At 59.8% G+C, this 16,817-nt stretch carries 15 protein-coding genes; 3 read left to right on the top strand and 12 right to left on the bottom strand.

Annotated features, from left to right (window positions below; all coding sequences use genetic code 11):
* Positions 1 to 11: 11 nt before the first annotated feature.
* The 12 genes from EPD60_RS09215 to EPD60_RS09160 all read right to left on the bottom strand — a co-directional run bounded on the left by EPD60_RS09215 (position 12) and on the right by EPD60_RS09160 (position 12,582).
* On the bottom strand, positions 12 to 1,091 hold the full coding sequence (locus EPD60_RS09215; RefSeq protein WP_131449043.1) for a Gfo/Idh/MocA family protein: 1,080 nt from the start codon (positions 1,089 to 1,091) through the stop codon (positions 12 to 14).
* Positions 1,082 to 2,071 (bottom strand): zinc-dependent alcohol dehydrogenase, encoded by a 990-nt coding sequence (locus EPD60_RS09210; protein WP_131449041.1) that lies wholly within the window; start codon positions 2,069 to 2,071, stop codon positions 1,082 to 1,084. The genes EPD60_RS09215 and EPD60_RS09210 overlap by 10 nt, the downstream gene beginning before the upstream one ends.
* A complete protein-coding gene (gene pseC, locus EPD60_RS09205; RefSeq protein WP_131449039.1) occupies positions 2,061 to 3,251 on the bottom strand; it encodes a UDP-4-amino-4,6-dideoxy-N-acetyl-beta-L-altrosamine transaminase in 1,191 nt (396 codons plus the stop codon). The genes EPD60_RS09210 and pseC overlap by 11 nt, the downstream gene beginning before the upstream one ends.
* Positions 3,229 to 4,278, bottom strand: a complete 1,050-nt coding sequence (gene pseB / locus EPD60_RS09200; protein WP_131449037.1) for a UDP-N-acetylglucosamine 4,6-dehydratase (inverting) — start codon at positions 4,276 to 4,278, stop codon at positions 3,229 to 3,231. The genes pseC and pseB overlap by 23 nt, the downstream gene beginning before the upstream one ends.
* A gap of 27 nt (positions 4,279 to 4,305) precedes the next feature.
* Positions 4,306 to 5,193: a glucose-1-phosphate thymidylyltransferase RfbA gene (rfbA, locus tag EPD60_RS09195; RefSeq protein WP_131449035.1), complete on the bottom strand. Its 888-nt coding sequence runs from the start codon at positions 5,191 to 5,193 to the stop codon at positions 4,306 to 4,308.
* A gap of 103 nt (positions 5,194 to 5,296) precedes the next feature.
* Positions 5,297 to 6,358, bottom strand: a complete 1,062-nt coding sequence (gene rfbB / locus EPD60_RS09190; protein WP_131449033.1) for a dTDP-glucose 4,6-dehydratase — start codon at positions 6,356 to 6,358, stop codon at positions 5,297 to 5,299.
* Positions 6,355 to 7,296 (bottom strand): Gfo/Idh/MocA family protein, encoded by a 942-nt coding sequence (locus EPD60_RS09185; RefSeq protein ID WP_131449031.1) that lies wholly within the window; start codon positions 7,294 to 7,296, stop codon positions 6,355 to 6,357. The genes rfbB and EPD60_RS09185 overlap by 4 nt, the downstream gene beginning before the upstream one ends.
* The gene (locus EPD60_RS09180; RefSeq protein ID WP_131449029.1) at positions 7,293 to 7,862 is read right to left on the bottom strand and encodes an acyltransferase; all 570 of its coding nucleotides are present in this window, start codon (positions 7,860 to 7,862) and stop codon (positions 7,293 to 7,295) included. The genes EPD60_RS09185 and EPD60_RS09180 overlap by 4 nt, the downstream gene beginning before the upstream one ends.
* 11 nt (positions 7,863 to 7,873) lie before the next feature.
* Positions 7,874 to 8,839, bottom strand: a complete 966-nt coding sequence (locus EPD60_RS09175) for an SDR family oxidoreductase (protein WP_131449027.1) — start codon at positions 8,837 to 8,839, stop codon at positions 7,874 to 7,876.
* 19 nt (positions 8,840 to 8,858) lie between these two features.
* The gene (locus tag EPD60_RS09170) at positions 8,859 to 11,282 is read right to left on the bottom strand and encodes a GumC family protein (protein ID WP_131449025.1); all 2,424 of its coding nucleotides are present in this window, start codon (positions 11,280 to 11,282) and stop codon (positions 8,859 to 8,861) included.
* Positions 11,283 to 11,303: 21 nt separating this feature from the next.
* Positions 11,304 to 12,071: a polysaccharide biosynthesis/export family protein gene (locus EPD60_RS09165; protein WP_131449023.1), complete on the bottom strand. Its 768-nt coding sequence runs from the start codon at positions 12,069 to 12,071 to the stop codon at positions 11,304 to 11,306.
* A 4-nt stretch (positions 12,072 to 12,075) separates the two neighbouring features.
* Entirely contained in the window at positions 12,076 to 12,582 is a 507-nt protein-coding gene (locus EPD60_RS09160; RefSeq protein WP_131449021.1) for a UpxY family transcription antiterminator, read from the bottom strand.
* A gap of 276 nt (positions 12,583 to 12,858) precedes the next feature.
* Here EPD60_RS09160 and EPD60_RS09155 point away from each other — a divergent pair, with 276 nt between their 5' ends.
* The 3 genes from EPD60_RS09155 (at position 12,859) to EPD60_RS09145 (ending at position 16,777) form a co-directional block, all read left to right on the top strand.
* On the top strand, positions 12,859 to 14,121 hold the full coding sequence (locus EPD60_RS09155) for an acyltransferase family protein (protein ID WP_131449019.1): 1,263 nt from the start codon (positions 12,859 to 12,861) through the stop codon (positions 14,119 to 14,121).
* 138 nt (positions 14,122 to 14,259) lie between these two features.
* Complete coding sequence (locus tag EPD60_RS09150) at positions 14,260 to 14,682, top strand: hypothetical protein (RefSeq protein ID WP_131449017.1); 423 nt, start codon at positions 14,260 to 14,262, stop codon at positions 14,680 to 14,682.
* A gap of 79 nt (positions 14,683 to 14,761) precedes the next feature.
* Positions 14,762 to 16,777: a T9SS type B sorting domain-containing protein gene (locus EPD60_RS09145; protein ID WP_165871491.1), complete on the top strand. Its 2,016-nt coding sequence runs from the start codon at positions 14,762 to 14,764 to the stop codon at positions 16,775 to 16,777.
* Positions 16,778 to 16,817: the final 40 nt, after the last annotated feature.

Below are 16,817 nucleotides of genomic sequence, written 5' to 3'. Positions count from 1 at the left end.
GGTGGTGAGCGTCAGGCGAAGTTGGCTCCGGTGCGGCCGTTGATGACCAGCTCCTCGTTGAGGCCGGCCAGCTTTATCCGCTGCCCGCCCTGCGCGGAGGATTGCAGGATGGCGAACAGGATCTGCTGGCTAACGCGGATCGTATCGGCATCGATAACGTCGAAACTGCCTTCGCCCGACAAGGCTCCGTGCAGCTGGCGATACAGATTGAGCGTGCCGCTTGCCTGCGCGAAGTTGTCGAAGCGGCGGTACTCGGTAAAATACCAGTCCGCCCTTCCGGGCGTATGCAGCTCGATGTACTCACCGTCACCGAGTATCGCCATGCTGCCCTTCGTGCCGAAGAGGCGGATATTAAGCCCACCCGCGGGAACGATGTTGGCGATAACGCCGTTGGCGAAGCGCACCGTGGCGGTCTCCACCAGCGGGTCGCCATCGAAATAATTTTCAGAGGTGAAGCTTTCATCGGCGCCCCAGGTGCAGTGGCCCGACACATAGTCTACCTCCGTGGTGTTGGCGAAAAAGAGAAACAGGTCCACGGCATGCGGCAGCGACCAAAGGAGCTTCGACAAGCCGAACTCGGCGTTGATGCCTACGAGCTCACCGATGGCGCCTTCGGCCACCAGGGTGCGGGCACGGCGATAGATGTCCATCGCGCGGCGCATCGCCCCATAACCAAGCAGCGTGCCGGCGGCCATTACGGCGTCGGTCACCTGGTAGGTCTCGCGCAGGTTGTTGGCCAGCGGTTTTTCGGCCACCAGTGCCCGCACGCCTTTTTCAATGGCGCGGAGCAGGATGCCCGGCCGCTCGGGGGTGCGGGTGGCCACGGCCAGCAGGTCGGGAGCACGCTCGCCGATCAGCTCGTCGGCGCTCGCCCGCAGGGCGGCGCTGAGCCCGTAGCTTTCCTTTACCCATTCGGTGCGCGCGGCGTTGGCGTCGCAGATCGCCGTGATGTCGAAGCCCGCATCGCGCACCGCTTCCAGGTGCGAGATCGGGAGCCAGCCGGCCGGCACGCGGCCCGTCAGTCGCTGGCTGGGCTCGGCGCCCATGCGCCCCAGCCCGATAATTCCTGCCGTCAGATTCGTTACTGCCATAAGAGAAGTCCCGTAAACCGCCGCGAGCCGCGGTCGGACAGGTATTGATAAAGTTCTTCCAATTGTGTGGCGTCCACCTCCTTGCTGATGATGGAAGCGGGGTTGATGCGTTTTTTCCGGATCAGGTCAAGCAGGTAGGCCATGTTGCGCCGCAGGTTGAACCGGATGTCGTGCGCGGCGATGTCGCCTTCGTATACGTAACCCACGGACTTGATGGTGAGCTGCTTGTCGTAGAACCAGCGCGAGTCGAGCGGGTTCGTATCGGGTGCCTCCTGGCCGCGCCCGGGAAAGCCCAGGCAGGCGAGGGTGCCCCGGTAGCGCAGCAGCTGCAGCGCCAGGAACCAGTCGTTCCAGGCATTGCTTGTACTGACCACGATATCGAAAGCCCCGGCATGCGCCGCGGCGTCGCCGGTCTTATCGAAAAACCCGATGCCGGCTTCTTCCAGCTCGGCGGCAAGGTAGTTCTGTCCCGAAAAAAGCGTTACCTGCAGGCCCATCGCCGCTGCCAGCTGGCAGGCGTTGTAGCCGAGGGTGCCGCCACCGAGGATCGCCACCTTCATACCGGCACGCGCGCCGCTCTCCAGCAGCGCCACGTAAGCGAGGTGGTAGAGGTAAGCCGTCACGGCGTGCTTCAGGTCCTCATCGGGATCGAGCTTGCAGATGATATCGGACGCCTTCGAGATAAAATAGCGGCGGTGTGAGTTAAACGTGAGGATGATGTCGCCGGCGGCAAAGCCGCCCACATCGGCACCGGTGCGCAGCACCCTGGCTACGTTGCAATAGCCCACCACGCGCGGGTACACCTTGCCCGGCCGCAGGGGCGGAAGCCCCTGGTAAGCGGCCAGCTCGGTGCCCGGCGACACGGCCGTGATCAGCGTCTGCGCCAGCACCGCGTCGGCGGCGAGCGTTTCGCTTTCCAGCTCCTCTTCCTTCGTTTTCAGAACGAGCTTATCTTCTAAAACGTAAATGCTATTGCGCATAGAAGGCATTGATCGTCTCGATTACATAGGCCAGCTCCTCGTCGGTGAGCGTCGGGAACATGGGCAGGCTGAGGCAGCCCTGGTAGTAGCGCTCCGCGTTCGGCAGATCGCCTTCCTTCCAGCCCAGGCTCTTGTAATAAGGCATCAGGTGCGTAGGGATATAATGTACCTGTGCGAAGATGTTCTTCGAGCGCAGGTAGTTATACAGCTCGTAACGCTTTTCTACTTCGATCACGTAGAGGTGATAGGCATGGCCTTCCACCACGCCCGACTGCGAGCGCAGCCAGGGCTTGCCGGCAAAAGCCTCCGCATAAGCCGCCGCGATGGCACGGCGACGCACCAGGCCTTCGTCGGCGCGGCGCAGCTGCGAAGAGCCGAGCGCTGCCTGGAAGTCGGTGAGGCGGTAGTTGTAGCCCAGCTCCTGCATCTCCATATACCAGCCCGGGTATTGCTCCGCGGCAACGCCGCCGGTAGCAAACTCGATGGAGTTCTCGAACAACGAGGTATCGCGCGTGATGCCGTGGGTGCGCGACTTCAGCAGCTTTTTGAAGATCGCTTCGTTGTTGGTGGTGATGGCGCCGCCTTCACCGCAGGCGATGTGCTTCACGGGGTGAAACGAGTAGATGGCCGCGTCGGCATAAGCGCCGTTGCCGCACCACTGCTGCACACCCTTGCTGTCGGTGAAATAACCGCCCGGCGCATGGCAGGCATCCTCGAGGATCCAGAGACCGTACTTGTCGGTGAGCGTTTTCAGCTCCTCGAGGTTCACGGCGGCGCCGGCGAAGTCAACGGGCACGATGCCCGAGAAGAAGCCCTGGGGCTTCGACTTCAGCAGGTCTTCCACCTTGTTTAGATCGATCAGGTAGGTCCTGGGGTCGATGTCGGCGAAATACACGTTGCCACCGCAGTAGCGCACGCAGTTGGCCGAGGCGGCGAAAGTGATCGGGGTGGTGATCACGTTGGTGCCTTCCTTCACATCGAGGGCGGCCGCTGCGAGGTGCAGGGCGGCGGTGCCGTTGCTGAGAGCGATGGCATACTTCGCCCCGATATAGTCGGCAAACTCCTTTTCGAAGGCGCCGATCCGGGGTCCCTGTGTGAGGAAGTCGGACTGGAGGGTGTCGGTTACGGCCTGCAGGTCCTCTACGGAGATATATTGCTTACCGTACGGTATCGGCTTCATAAGCTTTGTTGACGGAGAATTTGGGATCGACATGTTCGATGATTAATTCGCGGATTTGATCAACCGACAACCAGTCTTCGTTGGTGCCGGAATTATAGTTGAAACCTTCAGGAACCTTCACGGCGCCGAAGTGGCTGATATACTCGTTGAGGTCCCAGTTGCTGGTCTGCGGCAGGATCACATAGTACTTACCGAGGTCATAAGTAGTGAAGGAGTCGGAAGCCGTGATCATTTCTTCGTGGATCTTCTCTCCGGGACGGATGCCCACGATGTCTTTGCGGCATTCGGGGCCGACGGCCTCGGCTACTTCCATGATGCGGTACGACGGGATCTTGGGAACGAACAGCTCGCCGCCCCAGGCCGTTTCGAGCGCGTGCAGTACCATCTCAACGCCCTCGGTGAGGGAGATGTTGAAGCGGGTCATATTGGGATCGGTGATCGGCAGCACGCCTTCCTTGCGCTTGTTGAGGAAGAAGGGGATCACGGAGCCGTTGGAGCCCATCACGTTGCCATAGCGAACAACGGAGATCTTGAGGTCTTTGTTACCCTTGATATTGTTTGCTGCGATGAACAGCTTGTCGGAGGTCAGCTTGGTGGCACCATACAGGTTGATGGGCGCGCAGGCTTTGTCGGTGGAGAGTGCTACCACGCGCTCCACGTTGGTTTCAAGCACGGCGCGGATGACGTTCTCGGCACCGCCCACGTTGGTCTTCACGCACTCGTCGGGGTTGTATTCGGCGATGTGCACGTGCTTCATGGCGGCGGCATGGATCACGTAGTCGATGCCGTGGCAGGCACGCTTGAGGCGTTCCTGGTCGCGCACGTCACCGATAAAAAAGCGGATGGCCGGGTACTTCGACAGCGGGTACTCGTGGGCCATGTTGAACTGCTTCTGCTCGTCGCGCGAGTAGATCACGAGGCGCTTCACGTTGGGCCAGCGCTGCAGCACGATTTTCACAAAGGCCTTGCCGAAGGAGCCGGTGCCGCCGGTGATGAGGATTGATTTTCCGTTGAGGTCTAAAGACATAATAAGTGTGTTAATAGTTGCGTATGATCAGTGGGTTGTTTGCTGTTCAGGAACCTGGCGGGCGACGCGGGCGAGGTAGCCGCCATAGCCGCTCTTGGCGAGCTCGCCGGCGAGTTGCTCGAGGCGGCCGCGGTCGATGAAGCCCATACGGTAGGCTACTTCTTCGATGCAGCCGATCTTGGTGCCCTGCCGCTTTTCAATGACGCGCACAAACTCGGTGGCATCGGAAAGCGAGTCGAAGGTGCCGGTGTCGAGCCAGGCGGTGCCGCGGTCGAGGATCGACACTTTCAGCTGGCCGCGCTCCAGGTATTCTTTGTTGACGTCGGTGATCTCGTATTCGCCACGGGCCGAAGGCGCGAGGTTTTTAGCGATCTCCACCACCTCGTTATCGTAAAAATACAGGCCGGGAACCGCGTAGTGCGACTTCGGCTGCGTGGGCTTCTCCTCGATGGAAAGCACCCGGCTGTCGCCGTCGAATTCCACCACGCCGTAGCGCTCGGGATCCGACACTTCGTAGGCGAATACATAGCCCCCGTCGATGTCGTTGAGCGACTGCAGCTGGCGGCCAAGGCCGGAGCCGTAGAAGATATTATCACCAAGCACGAGCGCCACCTTCTCGTTACCGATAAAGTCGGCACCGATCACGAAGGCCTGCGCGAGGCCGTTGGGCACTTCCTGCACGGCATACTCGAAGTGGCAGCCTACCTGGCTGCCGTCGCCCAGCAGGCGGCGAAACTGTGCGCTGTCTTCCGGCGTAGTGATGATGAGGATCTCGCGGATGCCGGCCATCATCAGGATCGACAAGGGATAATAGATCATCGGCTTGTCGTAGATCGGCATCAGCTGCTTCGAGATCGCCTTGGTGATCGGGTAGAGCCGTGTGCCGCTGCCGCCGGCGAGGATAATTCCTTTCATGAGGAGAGTCTATAAGTTAATTGGTCTATTGCTTAATTGGTGACCGGTTCTGCGCCAGGGTTCTCTCTCGAACCCGAAACCGTAGAACCCCGAACCTTTCGGTTTACCGGTTGGCATACATCCCGTCATAGTACTTCTGGTAGTTGCCGCTGGTGACGTTCTTCAGCCACTCTTCGTTTTCCAGGTACCAGTCGATGGTTTTGCTGAGGCCTTCCTCGAAGGTCACGCTGGGGCTCCAGCCCAGTTCCTTGTTGATCTTGGTGGCATCGATGGCATAGCGCAGGTCGTGGCCGGGGCGGTCCTTCACAAAGGTGATGAGCCCTTCGCTCGTGCCTTCGGGCCGGCCGAGCTTCTCGTCCATCTGCCTGCAAAGCAGCTTTACCAGGTTGATGTTCTGCCACTCGTTGAAGCCGCCGATATTGTAGGTATCGCCGTTCTTGCCTTCGTGGAAAACCAGGTCGATGGCACGTGCGTGATCGATCACGAAGAGCCAGTCGCGCGTGTACTTGCCGTCGCCGTAAACCGGCAGCGGCTTGTTATGAATGATGTTGTGGATGCAAAGCGGGATGAGCTTCTCGGGGAAATGGTTCGGACCGTAGTTGTTCGAGCAGTTGGTGATCACCACGGGCAGCCCGTAGGTGTCGTGGTAAGCCCGCACAAAGTGGTCGGAAGAAGCCTTCGAAGCCGAATAGGGCGAATGCGGGTCGTAGGGTGTCGTTTCGGTGAAGAAGCCGGTATCGCCAAGGGCGCCGTATACTTCGTCGGTCGACACATGGTAAAAGCGCTTGCCCTCAAAGTCGCCCTTCCAGGCGTTCTTCGCGGTGTTGAGCAGGTTCACCGTGCCGATCACGTTGGTGTATACGAAGTCGAGCGGCGACACGATGGAGCGGTCCACGTGCGACTCGGCGGCAAGGTGAATGACGCCGTCGGGACGGTGCTCGGCGAATACGCGCTCCAGTTCGGCGGTATCGAGGATGTTTACTTTCTCAAACACGTAGTTCGGGGCATCCTGGATATCTTTCAGGTTCTCGAGGTTGCCCGCGTAGGTCAGCGCGTCGAGGTTGATGATCTTGTAATCCGGGTAGCGGTTGACAAAAAGGCGCACGACATGTGAGCCGATGAAACCGGCGCCACCCGTGATGATGATGGTTCTTGCGTTGCTCATTGCAGCGTTGTGATGTATGGATGATATTCCGAGGTGGGCCGGGCGGGAGCGCTGGTCCGGATCTGCCGGGCCAGCACCAGCGAGGGGTAGGCTTCCATCAGCCCGAAGCCTTCGCCGCCGAGGATCGCCTCGTACGATTGCGTATGCAGGTTTTCAAAACCCGTGGTAAACTCGATCGGCGTGCCATCTACCACGATGCCGCGGTAACGGTACTGGCCCGTGTCGCGCGCCGGCGCGGGCAGATCTTCGGCCCGGATGCTGACAAACCAGCGTACCCGCGCGCCTTCCAGCTCGAGGTAGCCCGCCGCCTGCTCGGGTGTGTGCAGGTGCACCTGCTGGTGCTGCACCGCCCCGAAGATCCAGATCAGCATGTCGAAGAAATGGATCCCGATATTGGTAGCGATGCCGCCGGAAAGATCTTCTTTGCCCTTCCAGCTTTCGTGGTACCAGCGGCCGCGCGGCGTTACGTAGGTAAGGTCCACATCGGCCTTGCTGCCGGCGGGCCTTGCGGCCATCGCCTCTTTCAGTGCCTTGATGCGCGGATGCAGGCGCAGCTGGAGAATATTGTAAACGTGACGGCCCGACGCTGTCTCGATCGCCAGCAGGCTTTCGGCACGGTCGGGGTCGGTCACCAGGGGCTTTTCGCAGATCACATCAAGACCCGCCTGCAGCCCGTAGGTCACCTGCGCTTCGTGTACATGGTTGGGCGTACATACCGAGAGAAAACCGAGGCGGCCGGCGGCAGACAGGTTGCCGATGATTTGCCGGAAGCGGTCTTCATCGGTGGTGAAGTCGGCGGCAGGAAAATACTGGTCGAGGATCCCGGCGGAATCGGAGCGGTCGCAGGCGGCCAGCAGCTCGTTTCCGGTTTCCCGGATCGCCCGCAGGTGGCGCGGCGCTACGAAGCCGCAGGCTCCCGTGATCGCAAATCCTTTCACAGCCTGGATACCTGGTTGTTTGATAATACGTAAACGGCGCCGCTTTCGGGGCAGGTGGCCTGGCCGGCGGCGTTGAACTGGAGCCGGTGACCAAGCTCGCTCACCCAGCCGGCAAGGCGGGCGGGGTTGCCCAGCACCAGCGCATGATCGGGCACGGGGTGGGTCACCACGCTGCCCGCGCCGATGAAGGCATAGGCTCCGATGGGATTGCCGCAAACCACCGTGGCATTGGCGCCGATAGTGGCACCGCGCCCCACCAGGGTGGGCTGGTACTGGTCTTTGCGCGATACCGCGCTGCGCGGGTTGCGGATATTGGTAAAGACGGCCGACGGACCGATGAACACGTCATCGGCACATTGCACGCCTTCGTAAAGCGATACGTTGTTCTGAACTTTCACGTTGCGCCCCAGCCGCACGCCGGCGGCGATGAATACGTTCTGCCCGATGTTGCAACCCGGTCCGAGCTCGCAGCCCGGCATCAGGTGGCAGAAGTGCCACACACGGACTCCTTCCCCGAGCACGGCTCCCGCTTCAACGATGGCGGTGGGATGGATGAAGGTATTCATGACGGGGTGGCTCAGGAGTAGGAGAAATGGTGGTGCTGGCGATACCAGTCGAAGGCCGCCTTGAGGCCCTGCTGCACCAGCACCTGCGGCTCGTAGCCAAGCAGGGTACGCGCCTTGGTGATGTCGGCAAGGCTGTGACGCACATCACCGCTGCGCTCGGGCCCGTAAACAGGCGCCAGGTCGGAGCCGGCGATGCCCTTGATGCCCTCGAAAAGCTGGTTGAGCGTGGTGCGCTCGCCGCAGGCGATGTTGTACACCTGGTTGAGTGCCTCGGGATTATCGGTAAAGAGACCGCGGATGTTGGCATGCACGGCATTGCTGACGAAGGTGAAGTCGCGGCTTGTTTCGCCGTCGCCGTTGATCTTCGGCGGCTCGTTGTCGAGCACGGCCTTCATGAACAGCGGGATCACGGCGGCATAGGCGCCGTTAGGGTCCTGGCGCGGACCAAAGACATTGAAGTAGCGCAGCCCCACGAAAGGCAGGCCGTATACATCGGCATACACACGGGCGTACAGCTCGTTTACATATTTCGTCACCGCGTAGGGCGACAGCGGGCGGCCGATCTTGTCTTCCACTTTGGGCAGGCCGGGATGGTCGCCGTAGGTGGACGAAGAGGCGGCAAACACCACACGCTGCACCCCGCTTTCCTTGGCGGCGGTGAAGATGTTGAGGGTACCGGTAATATTGACGGCATTGCTCGTCAGCGGATCGTTGATGGAGCGGGGCACCGAGCCGAGCGCCGCCTGGTGCGAGATACGGTCCACCCCGGCGCAGGCCTGCAGGCAGGTTTCGTAGTCGCGGATGTCACCCTGCAGGAACTCGAAGCGCGGGTCGCTTTCAAAGTCTTTGAGGTTTTTGGCCGAGCCGGTGGCGAAATTATCGAGCACGCGAACGGCGGTCACCTCCGGGGTGCGGAGCAGCTCCTCCACGAGGTTGGAGCCGATGAAGCCGGCTCCTCCTGTTACTAGAATGCGCATAGTGGTATCGTCTGGTTGGTTATCCTGCCTTTTCCTGCTTCTTCTTCCGCTTGCGGCTGCCGGCAGGGAGGGCCCAGCCAAACCAGCGCTTGATGAAGGAGGTTCCTTCCACGTCGTCGTCGTAGTAGCCGTAGCCATAGCCGTAGCCGTACGAGCTGCCATAGCCGTAGCCGTAGCGGCCGTAGCCGTAGTAGCCATAGCCGGCGCGCAGCTTCACATCGTTGAGGATGATATTCATCTTCGGCAGCTTCTCGCTCTTGTAAAAGTCGTTCACCATCTCGAGCTGCTTCTTGTGGGTAACGCCCTGGCGTACGATGTACAGCGTGGCATCCACGTATTTGGCAAGCGTCATGGCATCGCCCACCATACCTACGGGCGGGGTATCCATCACAATGAAGTCGAAGTTGGCCTTGAGGTAGTCGAAAAGCTCGTTCAGCTTGGGGTCGAGGAGCAGTTCGGCAGGGTTGGGCGGAATGGGTCCGCAAGGTAGCACCCAGTAGTTGTCGATGCCGTCAACGGGCACGAGCAGCTCGGCCGCTGTAGCCTTGCCCAGCATGAAGTTGGTGAGACCGGGCTTCTTCGCCATACCCAGGCCGGAGAGGATCTTCGGCTTGCGTACGTCGAACTCGAGTACCACGGTCTTCTTGCCGGCAAGTGCCATCACCGCGCCTATGTTGGTGGAGATAAAGGATTTACCCTCACCCGAGAACGAAGAGGTAACCATCAGCACGGGGCAGCTCTTATCGGGGAGTACGTATTGCATGTTGGAACGCGCGATCCGGAACTGCTCGGCGATGAAAGAGCGGCTGCGCGCCTTTACCACCAGCGTGTTCTCGGCACCGGCGTGGCCAACTTCACCCATAATGGGCGTACCGGTCTGGCGCTCGATGTCAACACGCGAGGTGATCTTGTCGTCGAGGATCTCGAGCACCAGCACGAAGATGAGGGGGATGAGGAGGCCGATGAGCAGCGCGATGCTGCGCACCTTGCCCGAGGTGGGACGCACCGGTGCGCGGTTGATCTCGGCCTGCTCCAGCACACGGGTGTTGGAAATCGTAGCGGCGAGGGAGATCGCGGTTTCTTCTTTTTTCTCGTTGAGGAATGCGAACACCTGGAGCTTGCTTTCGAGGGCGCGGTTGATTTCCTCGAGGCGCTGCTTCAGCGAAGGCAGCCCGCTCAGGGTCATTTCAGCGGACGACTTCTGGCCGGCCAGCTGCTGATTGGCGGTTTGATAAGCGGCGCGCACATTACGCAGGGTCTCCAGGATATTGCGGCGCGTCTTTTCGATCTGCTCTTCAAGCTGGCGGACGGTGGCGTTACCGCTGGGTGTGTTGCCGTTTGCGGTAAGCGTCTTGTATTCGAGCTGGAGGTCGTTGTATTTCTGCACCTGGCTGTTGAGCGTCACATCGGGTAGGTCGAGCGTGGTGGGAACGATATCGCCGCGGTTGCCGTCGCGGATGTACGACTCGATCATGCCGATCTTGCTCAGCTGGAGGGTAGTGGCCTGCATCTCCTTCAGCGATTCGTTGCTGCGCTCATAGGCCTTGTCGGAAACGGCATTGATGTCGCTCAGCTTGTTCACCCGCATGAAATTGTCGCGCAGGGCCGTAATGCTGTCCACCTCACGGTTAACGATCGCTAGGCGGCCGTTGAGGAAGGCCAGGGTCTGACGGGTCTTCTGGTTCTTGTCTTCCTTGATGCTTTCCTGGTATTCGAGCATCACTTTGTTGATGACGTCGGCGGCGAATACGGCATTGTCCGCTTCCATCGTGATCTGGATGATACCCGAGGAACCGGCTTTGTTGATGGGGTTGATGGCGTTTGCCAGGTTCATCGCCATAGAAGCTTCCGGCATCCAGCGGGTGAGGTAGTCGGTGCCGGGAGCGGGCTGGCGAACGAAATCCACCACGAAAGTGCCCTGCGGCAGGGTAAAGGGCTGGCCGGCAGTGTAGACCTCTTTGGAGTTCTCGCCGACATAGAAGGAGCTGCCCTTGATAAAGTGCATGTGCAGGTCGAAGCTGCTCGCAGAGTCGGTAAGGCTCAGCACCCGCAGGCGGTAAGGACTGTCCTTATAAACATTGAGCTGCTTGATCTTGCCCTTGGAATAATACTGTGTGTTGAGCCCGAGGTCGGCAACAACCCGCTGCATGAGCGCCTTCGAGTGGAGGTATTCCAGCTCGTTGGCCATGTTCTTCGAGCGGTCGTCTACGAAGAGCTGGTTGAACTTGTCGGCCGAGTTGGCGGCCGCCTTGTCTTCCGTGAGGATCAGCGCGCCCCGCGACTGGAAGGTAGGAGCCGTATAGCGCAGGTAAAAGAACGCGATGATCAGCGAAAGTACCAGCGACAGGATGAAGAGGGGCAGGAAGCGGAGGTACTTGAACAGAAACTCCTTCAGGTTGAAGCCCGTCTGATCGCTGCGTGTTGCCTGGAAATTCGAACTCATGGTGTTGTTTCTGGGTTTGGGTTATTTCCTGAAAAAGTTAAGCAGGATGGCCGTACTGGTAAGTATGGCCAGACCGAAAGTGATCTGCTGGGTAAGACGTTGCTGCTCGGCCAGCTTCACTTTATATTCTGTCTGGTCTACCAGCACCACATCGTTTTGCTGCATCTGGTAAAACCGTGATTCAAAAATGTCCTTCGACGTCAGGTCCAGGAAACCTGTTTCCCGAACCCCGTTGGTTTCGCGCAGCACGCGAACGCGCCGGATGGAGCCGAACTCCGTGATACCGCCCGAAAGGCCCACCGCCTCCAGGATGGTGACCCGCTCGGAAGCGATCGTCAGCACCCCGGGTGAGGCCACCTCCCCCAGCACCGTGATGCGGAAGTTGAGGAAGCGGATCGACACCGTAGGGTCGGTGAGCTGGTTGGTGTTGACCAGCTTGGCGCGGATCGTACGTTCCAGCTCGCTTTTCGTCAGTCCTTCCGCATGCACCTTACCGAGGCGCGGCATCAGGATATCACCGTTCACATCCACAAGGTAACCGGGCTCCTGGGCCAGGGTGCTGCCCTGGCTTACGGCCGACTGGTTGTAAGGCTGGTCGGCTTTCGGATCGAGGCTCGCACTCGTGATCTTGATGGTCAGCAGGTCGTTCTTCTGAATTACCGGCTCGGCAATAAAGGCCGTTTTGCGGAAGCTCGTATCCTTGATCTCCTGGAGGTAATTGTAAATCGGTTTCCGGGGAGCACAGGAAGCGAGGAAAGCGAGGGCAAATATATAGTAAAAAAATCGCATATGCCTAGACTTTAGCAGATTGCAGGGAAATGATTTTGTTCTTGTCCACGTGTGCCAGCAGCAGGTAGCCGAGGCTTTCGATCAGCACTTTAACGGTTTTGCCGTGAACCTGGACGACGCGGCCCTCGGCATTCATGAGCGGGCCGGCGGTCACCATCACTTTCTGATCGGGCTGCCAGTCCACCTTCACCACCTCCACATCGAGGTGTTCATCCAGGAATTTCTTGATGGTATGGATCTCCCGGTCGCGGATAATGGCGGGCTTGCTGTCCCAATACACGAAATTGACCACACCGCTGGTCATGCGCACTTCCGTACGCTGCTCTTCGGCGATGCGCACGAAAACATAGCTTTTGAAAAGGGGCTCCTCGATGAGCTTGATCCGGTCACTCCACTTGCGGTGAACCTTGTTGAGAGGACAATAACTTTCGATCCCTTTCTGCAACAACAGGTGATGCACTTTTTTCTCCCAGCGCGGCCGGGTATAAATAGCATACCATTTCAAACTCATTATCAATTGTTTAGGGCAAAGCTTCGCCACCTCAGTCCCATCTTTTTTTAAAAAAATGGCAGGCTCTGAGCGGTTAAGGAGGTGCAAATATAGGCTTTGCCGTGTGACTGACAATTACCTAAAAAATACAGATTATGAATTAGTTATTAAAAAATCCGGGCATTTTGGAGGGGTGCCGGATTAGTGCCTGATACTGAGCAGGATACAGGCTAACGCCCCTGGTTGAGCGCCCCTTTTCCGGCCGGGGCGCCTTATCTTTAGGCGAAGAAAAAGCCCATGAGTTCCACCCCCCGCTTTTATTCCCTCGACGTGTTCCGCGGCGCCACCGTCGCCCTGATGATCCTGGTCAACAACCCGGGCTCCTGGGGGCATATCTACGGCCCCCTCGAGCACGCCGAGTGGCATGGCCTCACCCCCACCGACCTCGTCTTCCCGTTCTTCCTCTTTGCCGTGGGCAACGCCATGGCCTTCGTGATGCCGCGCTTTGCCGCGGCGGGCGACGCCGCCTTCTGGCGCAAGGTGCTCAAACGCAGCGCCCTCATCTTCGCCATCGGCCTCTTCCTCAATTGGTGGCCCTTCGTACGCTGGCAAAATGATGTGCTGGTGGGCACCGGCTGGACCTGGACCGGCCCGGCGCAGGACTCGGTGGCCGGGATCAAAATGGGCACCGAACAGCTCTACGGTATCCGGATCCTGGGCGTGCTCCAGCGGATCGCCATCTGCTACCTCCTTGCATCGGTCATCATCTATTACCTGAAGCCGCGGGGCGCCCTGTTCGTGGGCATGCTCTTCCTCCTGGCCTACTGGGCGCTCTGCTTTTCCCTGGGCGACTACACCATGCCCGGGTTCTTCGGCACCGCCATCGACCGGGCCGTGCTGGGCGTACCCCATATGTATAACCGGGAAACCTGGGAAGGGGTACCGCAGATCTTCGACCCCGAAGGCCTCGGCAGCACCCTGCCCGCCATCAGCCAGGTGATCTTCGGCTACCTCGTGGGCGACTATATCATCAACGCCACCCGCCCGGTACCCGGCAACGCCGACCCGGCAGCAGCCACCAACAGCCTCTACCGCACGCTTACCGGCCTCTTTGTTACCGGGGTGGGCATGCTGGTAATGGGCTACGTGTGGGACCAGGTATTCCCGGTCAACAAGCGCATCTGGACCTCCTCTTATGTAACCGCCACCACCGGCATGGCCATCCTCGTGCTCGGCACCCTTATCTATGCGATTGAAGTACGCGGAATGCGGGGCCGGTGGACGCGCTTTTTCGACGTATTCGGTAAGAACGCGCTGTTTGTTTTCGCCCTGAGCGCCTTCCTCCCGCGCGGCCTGCGCCTGCTCCGCATTCCCAACGGCACCAACGACAAGGGCGCGCCGGTGTACACCAACCCCTGGAACTTCCTTTACGACAAGGTCTACAAGTTTCTCCCCGGCGACCCGCGCGTCGGCTCCCTCCTTTTCGCCCTCACCGTCATCCTGTTTATGTGGGCGATCTGCTACTGGCTCGACCGCAAGAAGATCTATATTAAAGTGTAGACAGCGGGCTGGTGGGTTAGCAGGCTAGTGGGTTAGCGCGCCGGTAGCGCCCCCTTTGCCGATCCATCGAATCGCGGTTCCTTTTTCCTTCCGCAAGCATACACGCAATCTAGCACACCAGCGCACTATATTCGCCTCATGAACGCCACCCTTCAAACCGAGCAGGAAGCCGCCGTAGCCATCTTATTTGCCTGCCTCTTTCAGCAGGATGCACAGCCGGGCGAGGCCCGCATCGAGCAGCTGTCGCGCATGCTGGTGCTGTGCTCGCGCTTCCGCGGCCACGACCTCACCGAGCTTTCCTCGAAAGCCCTGCAGGCCTATACCAGCGATGGCGCCCGGACCGTGGTTGAAAGCGCCGCCCCCCTTATCACCCCCGACTTCCGCGAAACGCTGTTTGCCATGATCTGCGAGCTCATGACCGATGCCGGCCAGCTGCCGGAAAGCAGCTCTGAGCAACTGGGCGCCTGCGCCCTTTACCTCGGCATCCCGGTGGAGCTGATGCGGTCGATGCTGACCACCTACCTGATCCGCAACCGTTTCAACGTCCAGATCATCGAATAAGACATTTCGCGCGGCATCCATGCCACGCTTTCCGATTTCACAATGTCTTAGAAGCAGGCATCGGATATTTGCCCCAGACATGACCAAAACCACTCGCGCCGCGCTCTTGCTTCCCGTGCTGCTGTTTCCGCTGCTGCTGCTGGCGCAGACGAACTGTACCACGCCGGGCCAGACGCCCCGGAGCGCCTTCCCGGTTTGCGGCACCACCACCTTTGCCCAGACCACGGTGCCCCAGTGCGGCGGTTTCCGTATGGCCAAGCAACACTGCCCGGGCAATAACACGCTCACCGACATCAACCCCTTCTATTATAAGTTTACCTGCTACGTTTCCGGCACCCTCGGCTTCATCATCAACCCCAACGACCAGCGGGAAGATTACGACTGGGCCCTGTTCGACGTTACCAACCAGGATCCCAACCAGATCTTCGCAAATGCGGCCCTGACGATTTCCGACAACTGGAGCTCCGAGCCTGGCGCCACCGGCACCCGTGCCCAGGGCACCGCGCAGTTCGTGGATTGCGGCGAGCCCAATCCCACCTTCAACCGCATGCCGGTGATCGAAGCCGGCCACAATTACCTGCTGCTGGTATCGCACTTCACCCCCACCGATGCGGGCTACTCCCTTTCCTTTGGCGGCGGCACGGCCGTCATTACTGACAATACCCTGCCCCGCCTCAAGGCTGTGGAGGCTTCCTGCGGAGGCGACATCCTGCGGGTAAAGCTCAATAAGGGCATGAAGTGCAGCAGCGTCACGGCTTCGGGAAGCGAGTTCTTCATCACCCCGTCGGTGGCTACCGTTGTGTCGGCAACCGCCATCGGCTGCAGCACGGGCTTCGATACCGACTCGGTGGAGCTGCGTCTTTCCACCTTCCTCAATCCCGGCAACTACAGCCTCGGCATCCGCAACGGCTCCGACAACAACACCATTCTTGATATCTGCGACCGTGGCATTCCCGAAACCGACAAGCTCGACTTCGTGCTGCTGCCACGCACCTTTACTCCGATGGACAGCCTGGCGCCCCTGTCCTGCGCCCCCAGGCAGTTGCGGCTTGTGTTCAAGCGCCCGATGCTCTGTAGCTCGATCGCGCCCGATGGATCCGACTTCAGCATTACCGGAACCTACCCGGTAAGCATCAGTGGCGCCGCCTGCGCCAGCTCCAACGGTCTCAGCAAAGAGATTGTGATCACCCTGACAGCGCCGCTGCAGCAGGAAGGAACCTTCCAGCTCCGCCTCCAGCAGGGCAGCGACGGCAACCCGATCACCGACGAGTGCGGCGAGCCCACGCCCCCGGGCGCAGTGCTGACGTTCAGCGTGCTTGACACGGTCAATGCCGACTTCAGCTACAGCATTGCTTACGGCTGCCAGCGCGACACGGTGTCTTTCGCCCACCCCGGCGGCAACCGCATCAACAGCTGGCAGTGGGACCTCGACCAGGGCCAGACTGCCGCTACGCAAAACGCAGTGGCCTACTATACGGATTTCGACGTGGAGAAGAAGGTGCGCCTCGTGGTCAGCAACGGGTTTTGCTCCGATACCGCCCGCACCACCATTGGCCTCGTTAACTACCGCAAGGCCGGCTTCGAGGTGTTCGAAGACCAGTGCCCGGATGAGTTCATCGCCATCACCAATACCTCGGTGGGCCGCGCGCTGCGTTTCTGGTGGACCTTCGGCAACGGCACCTCTTCCAATGAGCAAACGCCGATGCCCCTTTACAGCGCCCCGCCCCGGGCCACGTCCTACTGGATCGACCTGCAGATTACCGACTCCTTCAACTGCACCGACGCGGTGCGCAAGCGCATCACGGTTTACAACAGCTGCTTCGTGGATGTGCCCAATGCCTTTACCCCCAACAACGACGGTCGCAACGACCGCTTCCACGTGCTCAATGCGGTGAAGGCGCTCAACTTTGAGTTTGCCGTGTACAACCGCTGGGGCGGGCTCGTTTTCAAAAGCAATAACTGGAAGGAAGGCTGGGATGGCAAGATCGGCGCCATAGAACAGCCTACGGGTGTTTATGCCTGGCTGGTGCGCTACGTGGAGCGCGATACCGGGAAATCCGTCTTCCGTAAAGGAACCGTACTGCTCATCCGCTAACCGGAACTTGAGCATATTCCCGTCTGATTCCCCCGGATGT

This window comes from Flaviaestuariibacter flavus (assembly GCF_004337505.1).
Lineage (GTDB): Bacteria > Bacteroidota > Bacteroidia > Chitinophagales > Chitinophagaceae > Flavisolibacter > Flavisolibacter flavus.
This window is presented reverse-complemented; position numbering and strand designations above follow the sequence as displayed.